Source organism: Luteibacter sp. P4_D7_3 (assembly GCF_056401735.1).
The window spans coordinates 1-8568 of the sequence record NZ_JBFUIT010000168.1; the positions used below are offsets into that span (position 1 = coordinate 1).

Genomic DNA, 8568 nt, shown 5'->3' on the forward strand with positions numbered 1-8568 from the left:
AGCCACAGCGGAAGTCGTCGTCGACGATGGCGTCGTTTTCTTCAGGGATATCGATGTCGTTCATGATTTCTTTTCCAGCAAGCGGCGCAGCACCGTTTCGGCAGCGTCCTGTTCGGCGGCGCGCCGGCTGCCCCCGCGTCCTTCAACGCGAATCGGCTCCGGTTCGTCGATCGTACAACTGACGTCGAAGATCTTGGCGTGATCTTCGCCGTAGCTGTCGGTTAATTCGTAGATGGGAAGGGGAAGCCCCCTGCCCTGCAGCCATTCCTGCAGCTTCGTTTTAGCGTCCTTGCTGGATCGCTTGATTTCCGCCACGCGGGGCGAAAACAGCCGGCGCACCACCTGGCGGCAGGCGTCGTAGCCATCGTCGAAATAGACGGCGGCAACCAGGGCTTCGAAGGCATCGGCCAGAATGGAATCGCGGCGGAAGCCGCCGCTCTTCAGCTCACCAGGCCCCAGCTTCAGGTCGTCACCGAGCTCAAGTTCCCGCCCGATAACGGCCAGGGCCTGGCCGTTGACGAGCTGGGCGCGCAGGCGAGAGAGCTCGCCTTCGCTCGCATTGGGATGCGCTTCGAACAACAACTCGGCAACGAGGGCGCCCAGCAAGGCGTCGCCCAGGAACTCCATCCGCTCGTTATTCGGCTTCCCGGCACTGCGGTGAGTCAGGGCCAGGGTCGCGAGACCGGGATCACGAAAGCGGTAAGGAAATTCCACGAAACCTCATTGCCCGACGGCACTTTTGAGCGGCACCGACTTCTCGAAATGGAGCAGGAAGGCGATGTTGTAAATAAACGGAATGACTTTGTCGTACGAAACTTTCAAGACCGGCGAGTTGCTCGCGTTCGTGATTGTCACGTCCTTTGGCTTGATCGTCGAATCGTCCACGTACTGGAAGCTCATCTTGAACGCGAGCTGCCGGCGAGCCTGCTCGAGATCCGTGTTGCCACCCTCGGTCGACATCTGATTGAGCGCTTTGACCACGCCCATGTACTCGATATAGGACGGCACCAGCTTCATTGCCATGAAGGCGAAGAAGCCAACGATGGCCAGCATGATGACGAACCCGATAAGGGTAATACCCGACTGCCTGGATTTCATGTTCCGGTCTCCGCCGCGCGAAGCGGCTCCCCTGTTCAAGACGTTAAATGCCGACGGGGCGCGCAAGGCGCCCCGCAGCGGAGATTACCTTGTCCGGGGCGTACCGCAACGCCTTGCAGCGTGACGGACGCCACCGTTCCGTCAGTGGATGACCTTACCCATCCTGGAAAAGTCCAGCAGGCCATTATCGAATCCGCGCCAGGCGAGCCAGACGAAGAAGGCCTTGCCGACCAGGTTGGCCTCGGGCATGCAACCCCACCAGCGGCTGTCGGTGCTGTTCATCCGGTTGTCGCCCATGACGATATAGCAGCCCTTGGGCACTTCCGACGGCACCGACGCATTGGGGATGTCTTGCGGCATGTTGTAGGCCGGGGTCAGCGCGATCGTATGGTTGATGCTGCCCAGGTGCTCCGTATACAGCTTGGATCCGAAGGTCATCAGCAGGCGATCTTCCGGCCGCGACATGCTGCCCTTGAACGGCCCGATCTCGTCGGCGCCGACGCGCTCACCGTTGATGTAGAGCTCGCTGCCCCGGGTTTCGATGCGGTCGCCGGGCAGGCCGATCACACGCTTGATCCAGTTCTCGCTCGGCACCGCGGCGTGGGGATCCTGGCAGGTGATGTCGCCGCTGCGGATGGTCTTGCCGCTTTCGTCCTGGCAGACATAGCCCGGAAAGCGGAACACGACCACGTCGCCGCGACGCGGTTCGCCGTTCTCGAGCAGCTTGTTATTGAAGGCCGGCATACGCAGGCCGTAAGCGAATTTATTGACCAGGATGAAGTCGCCCACGTCCAGGGTCGGCATCATCGAGCCCGACGGGATGCGGAACGGCTCGGCCACGAACGAGCGCAGCAAAAGCACGACCAGGATCACCGGGAACAACGAGCGAGCCCAGTCGACCGGCCACGGCTCGGGTTGCTCGGCGCCAAGGGCTTCGGCGCGGGCGCGGCGCGCCTTGACCAGGAAAAGGCGATCGAACAGCCAGACCACACCGAACAGGACGGTCAGCCCGAGAAGAATCGCCGAGAAATCAAATGCCGCCATACCATCTCCATCAGTCGTGTCGAAGGGCCTTACGGCCCGGTCCGGCGCATCCGGCGCCGGCTTTCCATGTCTCGTTTACTTATCCTGCCGCAGCACGGCGAGGAAGGCTTCCTGGGGAATTTCCACGCTGCCCACCTGCTTCATGCGCTTCTTGCCTTCCTTCTGCTTCTCGAGGAGCTTCTTCTTTCGCGACACGTCGCCGCCATAGCACTTGGCGAGGACGTTCTTGCGCAGCGCCTTCACCGTCGAACGGGCGATGACCGCCGCACCAACGGCCGCCTGGATGGCGACATCGAACTGCTGGCGAGGAATGAGATCCTTCATCCGTTCGACAAGTTCCCGGCCGCGCCGATCAGCGTGCGAACGATGCACGATAAGGCTCAGCGCGTCCACGCGATCGCCATTGATCAGGATATCGACGCGGACGAACGGGCCCGGATCGAACCGCTCGAGGTGGTAGTCCATCGAGGCATAGCCGCGGGACACCGACTTCAGGCGATCGAAGAAGTCGAGCACCACTTCGGCCAGCGGCAGCTCGTAGGTCACCTGCACCTGGGTAGCCAGATACTGGATGGAACGCTGCACGCCGCGCTTCTCTTCGCAGAGTTTGATCACGTTGCCGACGTAGTCACCCGGGGTGAGGATGGTGGCGACGATGATCGGCTCGCGGATCTCCACGATCTGCTGCGGCGGCGGAAGCTTGGCCGGGTTGTCCATCTGCAGCACGGTGCCGTCGGTCTTGGCCACCTCGTACACCACGGTCGGCGCCGTGGTGATGAGGTTGAGATCGTATTCGCGCTCGAGGCGCTCCTGGACGATCTCCATATGCAGCATGCCGAGGAAGCCGCAGCGGAAGCCGAAGCCCATCGCCTCGGAGCTTTCCGGCTCGAAGAACATGGCCGCGTCGTTGAGGCGCAGCTTGTCGAGCGCCTCGCGAAGGGCCGGGTAATCATCAGCCGATACCGGGAACAGGCCGGCGAACACGCGCGGCTGCATGACCTGGAAGCCAGCCAGCGGCTCGGCGGCAGGCTTGCCCGAATGGGTCAGCGTGTCGCCCACCGGGGCGCCATGGACGTCCTTGATGGACGCATTGATCCAGCCCACCTCGCCCGCGCCCAGATGATCGAGCTTCTTGCGCTTGGGGGTGAATACACCGACGTCGTCGACAAGGTGGGTACGGCCGGTCGACATGACCAGGATCTTGTCGCCCGGGCGGATCTCGCCCTGCATCACGCGTACCAGCGATACCACGCCCAGGTAGTTGTCGAACCAGGAGTCGATGATCAGCGCCTGGAGCCGGTCGGTGTTACCTGCCTTCGGCGCCGGGATGCGATGGATGATCGCCTCGAGGACTTCGATCACGTTCTGGCCAGTCTTGGCGCTGACCGGGATCGCATCGGTGGCATCCAGCCCGATCACGGCTTCGATTTCGGCCTTGGCCTTTTCCACATCCGCTGTCGGGAGGTCGATCTTGTTGATGACCGGAATGACTTCCAGGCCCTGCTCGATCGCCGTATAGCAGTTGGCCACCGACTGCGCCTCGACACCTTGGGCGGCGTCGACGACCAGGAGCGCGCCCTCGCAGGCGGACAACGAACGGCTTACTTCATAGGAGAAGTCGACGTGCCCCGGGGTATCGATGAAATTGAGCTGATAGGTTTTCCCGTCGCGCGCCGTGTACGGCAGCGACACCGACTGGGCCTTGATGGTGATACCGCGCTCGCGCTCGATCGGATTGTTGTCGAGGACCTGCGCTTCCATTTCGCGCTCGGTCAGACCTCCGCACAACTGGATGATTCGGTCGGCCAGGGTCGACTTGCCGTGGTCGATGTGGGCAATGATGGAGAAGTTGCGGATGAGTTCCATGGAGCGCCGTGGTCACGTTCACCATCGCTCGCGGCGCGAACGACGCGCGCCAGCCCTCAGGGCCAGCGCGAATCAAGCATTATCGCATGGAAGGCCGCCCACCGCCGACCGGCGGACGGCATCGACTGCGTCAGCGATCGCCAGGCACGGTGACACCAACGAATCGCGTCGAGTCGTCGCGCCGGACCAGCAACATGGCGGTATCGCCGGACTTGATGCCCCGGGTAGCGTCCCGGAACGCCGCGGCACTGCCGATGCGCTTCTGGTTGACCATGAGGATGATGTCCCCCGCCTGGAGCCCCGTCTGGGAGGCGGAGGATCCGGCGACCCGACTCACCACCACGCCTTCACCGGCCTTGAGACCCAGCTCGGACCGGGTCGGCGCGTCGATGTCCTGGACGGCGAGGCCCAGCGCGCTAGCGGATCCGCCGCCCGCGCCTTCCTCGCCGGACGAGGCGGCGGCGAGCGCCGTCTTGTCGCGGGGCAGCTCGCCGACGGTGACCTCGACCGTCTGCTTCTTGTGGTCCCGGAGGAACTCGACCTTCGCTGTCGAACCCGGCCGGGTGATGGCTACCAGCGGCGGCAGATCCGGCGCCTGGGTGATCGGCGTGCCGTTGAAGGAAAGGATGACATCGCCCTGCTTAAGCCCCGCCTTGTCGGCCCCACTGCCCGGCGTGACCTGCGCGACAAGCGCGCCGTTGGAGTCGGCGAGATCGAGATTCTTCACGAAGGGATCCACCGGCTGCACGGTGACGCCGAGCATGCCGCGAGAGACGTAGCCCTTCGCCTTGATCTGATCTACGACGTTCATTGCCACGTCGATGGGAATGGAGAACGACAACCCCTGATAACCACCGGACGTGGAGTAGATCTGCGAGTTCACGCCGATCACCTGGCCCTGCAGATTGAACAGGGGGCCGCCCGAATTACCCCGATTGATCGGCACGTCGGTCTGGATGAACGAGGTATACGGCTGGTCGCGGCTGCCCAGGTTGCGCCCTACCGCACTGATGATGCCGTGGGTCACGGTGGCGTCGAGGCCGAAGGGCGAACCGATCGCGAGGGCCCACTGACCGCGCTTCACGCTGCGCGAGTCGCCGATGCTGACGGCAGGCAAGGCACCGGCATCGATCTTCAGTAGCGCAATGTCGTACTGCGGGTCCTTGCCGACGACCCTGGCGGTGAAGCTGCGACGGTCCTGGAGCCGCACCTTGACCTCGTCGGCGTCATCGACGACATGGTCGTTGGTGAGAATGTAGCCATCGGCGGAGATGATGAATCCCGAACCCAGCGAGGTCTGCTCGGGCGGCTGCGCCGGAACGCCCGGCATGCCGAAGAAGCGGCGGAGCAGCTCTTCCTGGTCGTCCTGCCCGGCGGGGCCGCCTTTCGTCTTCTTATGCGCACCGGTCGTCTTTGCCTCTACGTGGACGACTGCCGGGGCGTTCTTTTCCACCACGCCGGTGAAATCGGGCAGGCTCTGCGCCTGCACGCCGGCGGTCGCCAGCACCAATGCACCGCCAAGCACGGCACGTGTATTCAACCAACCCATCCTCTTTCCTCCTTGTCAAAGCCACGGTTGCCCGTACGTCGAGGCGACCGCACGGGTGGTTACGAATAAGGGAACAGGCGCGCCGGGGACGGTCGGCGCGCCAGGGTGGCGTCGCGGCTTAGCGAGCCTGCGACGCGGCGACCGGCTGCACATAACGACTGCCGTCGGGACGGGTCAGCAGCATGTAGCTATTGCTTGCGGGGGCTTCTGCGGTCCGGCCACGCTGAATCTGGTACGGCGTGGAACGGGGAAGATAGGTTGCACCACCCTCGCTCGAACTGTCGAATGCCGCCTTCTGGGTGAACTGGGACGCCATGTTGCTACCGGCAAGCCACTGCGGCGCCACCGGGGCGGCAGCGGGCTCCGGCGTGGCATCGGCCACCTGGATGTCGCCGGAAACCGGCGCCTGGTGAGCGATTTCGGGAGCCCCGGAACGGTTGCCCGCCGGCTGCGACAGCATCAATGCGGCGACGGCCACGCTTGCGGCGATGGCACCCCCCGCGGACCAGTGCAGCCAACGGCGGCGCGGTGCGGCATCTGCAACGGCCGGCGCACTGGCTTCGGCCTCGATAGCCGCCATGACGCGATCGACGAAGTCATGGGATACCGGGGGCAACGCTTCGCGGCGCAGACCGTCACGACCCGCGTGATAACGCGACCAGACGTCGGCAAGGCCCTGATCGGCCTCCAGACGACGTAACAGGAAGCGGATTTCCTCCCGCGACAGCTCTCCGTCCATGCCGGCGGAGAGAATTTCACGATTGGCTTCACTCATGGATTGTGATCCTCGCGGTCGGATAGAAGCGGCCGCAGTTTTTCGTCGATGGCTTCACGAGCCCTGAAGATACGCGAACGAACCGTTCCGATAGGACAGTTCATGATGGCGGCGATTTCGTCATAGCTTTTGCCGTCCACCTCGCGCAGGGTAATCGCGACCCGAAGTTCTTCAGGTAAGGCTTGGACAGTGGAAAACACCGTTTGTTCCACCTGTTCACGCATCAGTTCGCGCTCCGGGGTGGCCCCGTCGTGCATTCGCGTGGCACCCGGGACGTAAACCGCATCGTCCACGTCGATGTCCCCCGTGGGCGGGCGGCGCCCCATGGCGACCAGGTGGTTCTTGGCCGTATTCACGGCRATCTTGTAGAGCCAGGTGTAGAACGCGCTTTCGCCGCGGAACGACCCAAGGGCACGCCAGGCGCGCACAAAGGCCTCCTGGGCGATGTCCTCACATTCGGTCYAGTCGTGCACGTAGCGGGAGATCAACGCGATGACCTTGTGCCGGTATTTCCGCACAAGCAGGTCGAACGCGCGGCGGTCTCCTTGCTGCACACGCTCGACAAGTGCTTGATCCAGTTCGTTTTCGCCCATCCGGGCCGTCTCCTCACATCATTCGGGGCCAGTCGCGGGCGCAGCTGAGACAAGCGCGGACCGAGCAAGTTCACTGCCCGGTCAACCGGTCATCCTTTGAAAATATGCGCAACCCGGCCTGAACCTCAAGTTGGAACCGGCCCGTCAGGCACTGACGGGCGTCCGACCTTCGGTGATCACACGCTCGCGCTCGGCGAGTAGCTTATCGAAAGCCACCACGGGCAGCGGTCGGCAAAACAGGTAGCCCTGGAGTTCGTCACAGCCGTTCGCGCGAAGGAACTGCAGGTGCTGCTCGATTTCGACGCCCTCGGCCACCACGCCACGTTTGAGTCGGTGGGCCATGTCGATAGTCGCCCGGACGATGGCCTCGTCGTCGGGATCCACACCGATGTTGCGGACGAAGCTCTGATCGATCTTGATCCGGTCGGCCGGCAGCCGGCGGAGGTAGTCGAGGGACGCCGCGCCGGTGCCGAAGTCGTCGATGGCGATATGGCAACCCATCGCGTGCAGGGCGTCGAGCGTTTCGACCAGGTGCGGCACCGTCTTCACGCTGATGCTCTCGGTCACTTCAAGCTCGAGGCTGTCCGGGTTGAGCCCGGTATCGGTCAGGGCGCTGGCAACCACCTCGGCAAGGTTCTGCTGCATGAGCTGCACTGCCGAAAGGTTCACGCCAATGCGCAAGCCCAGGCCATAGGTGTCTTCCCAGGCCTTCGCCTGCGCGCATGCGGTACGCAGCACCCACTCGCCGATCGGCACGATGAGGCCGCTGGCCTCGGCCAGCGGGATGAAGAACGCCGGACTGATCATGCCCAGTTCGGGGTGCTCCCAGCGCACCAGTGCCTCCATGCCGATGATGTCTTCGGTGACGGCATTGACCTGAGGCTGATAGAACACGCGCAGTTCGTTGTTCTTCACCGCGTGACGAAGACTTGCCTTCAGGGCCACGTGCTGTTGCTGCGACGCGTCCGTATTGGCCGCGTAGATCTGGTAATTGTTCCGCCCCAGACTCTTCGCCCCATACATCGCCTCATCCGCATGGCGCAGCAGCAGCTCGCCTTCGGTCGCGTCGTCGGGGAAGAAGGAGATGCCGACGGACACGGTGGCCTGAAGTTCCGAGCCGTCATCGAGCCCCAGCGGAATCTCCATCGCCTGCACCACTTTCTCGGCGATACGCAGCACGTCGTCGCGTTTGATGATGTGGCGCAGGATCATCGTGAACTCGTCGCCGGCGTAACGTGCGACTGTGTCGGAAGCACGCACACTGGCGCGCAGCCGCTTCGCCACGGCGGTCAGTACCTGGTCGCCCACGGCATGGCCGAGCGTGTCGTTGATACTCTTGAAGCGATCGAGGTCGACCAGCAAGGTGGCAAAGCATTCGCCGGTTCGCTCCGCCTCGCGGATGGTCGTATCCAGGCGATCGTTGAACAGAAGACGATTGGGCAAGGCAGTCAACATGTCGACGAGACCGCGGGCGCGCCCCTGTTCGCGTGAGCGCCGTAGTTCCAGCGCGGAGGCGAAACGTGCCGCGGCCGCGCGTAACGCCGGCTCGAGGACGCGACCATCGCTGCCGGTGCGACGGCGACCGGCCAGCAACGCGCCGAGCACGTTACGCCGCTCGTCGAGCAACGGCAGGAACGCATAGG

General features: G+C 63.7%; 8 protein-coding genes. All 8 read right to left on the minus strand.

Features of this window, described 5'->3' with window-relative positions; all coding sequences use genetic code 11:
- Nucleotides 1-60: 60 nt before the first annotated feature.
- Entirely contained in the window at nucleotides 61-714 is a 654-nt protein-coding gene (gene rnc / locus AC1DSN_RS14305) for a ribonuclease III (RefSeq protein ID WP_477331274.1), read from the minus strand.
- Nucleotides 715-720: 6 nt separating this feature from the next.
- Complete coding sequence (locus tag AC1DSN_RS14310; protein ID WP_063572742.1) at nucleotides 721-1098, minus strand: DUF4845 domain-containing protein; 378 nt, start codon at nucleotides 1096-1098, stop codon at nucleotides 721-723.
- A gap of 141 nt (nucleotides 1099-1239) precedes the next feature.
- The gene (lepB, locus tag AC1DSN_RS14315) at nucleotides 1240-2142 is read right to left on the minus strand and encodes a signal peptidase I (RefSeq protein ID WP_063572743.1); all 903 of its coding nucleotides are present in this window, start codon (nucleotides 2140-2142) and stop codon (nucleotides 1240-1242) included.
- 75 nt (nucleotides 2143-2217) lie between these two features.
- On the minus strand, nucleotides 2218-4008 hold the full coding sequence (lepA, locus tag AC1DSN_RS14320; protein ID WP_063572744.1) for a translation elongation factor 4: 1791 nt from the start codon (nucleotides 4006-4008) through the stop codon (nucleotides 2218-2220).
- Between the two features lie 130 nt (nucleotides 4009-4138).
- Nucleotides 4139-5557, minus strand: coding sequence for a Do family serine endopeptidase (locus AC1DSN_RS14325; RefSeq protein WP_063572745.1), 1419 nt, complete (start codon nucleotides 5555-5557; stop codon nucleotides 4139-4141).
- A 118-nt stretch (nucleotides 5558-5675) separates the two neighbouring features.
- A complete protein-coding gene (locus AC1DSN_RS14330; RefSeq protein ID WP_213950157.1) occupies nucleotides 5676-6332 on the minus strand; it encodes a sigma-E factor negative regulatory protein in 657 nt (218 codons plus the stop codon).
- A complete protein-coding gene (gene rpoE / locus AC1DSN_RS14335) occupies nucleotides 6329-6925 on the minus strand; it encodes an RNA polymerase sigma factor RpoE (RefSeq protein ID WP_477331276.1) in 597 nt (198 codons plus the stop codon). Before rpoE ends, AC1DSN_RS14330 begins: the two co-directional genes overlap by 4 nt.
- A 144-nt stretch (nucleotides 6926-7069) precedes the next feature.
- On the minus strand, nucleotides 7070-8568 hold a 1499-nt coding region (locus AC1DSN_RS14340), incomplete at its 5' end, for a putative bifunctional diguanylate cyclase/phosphodiesterase (protein ID WP_477331278.1).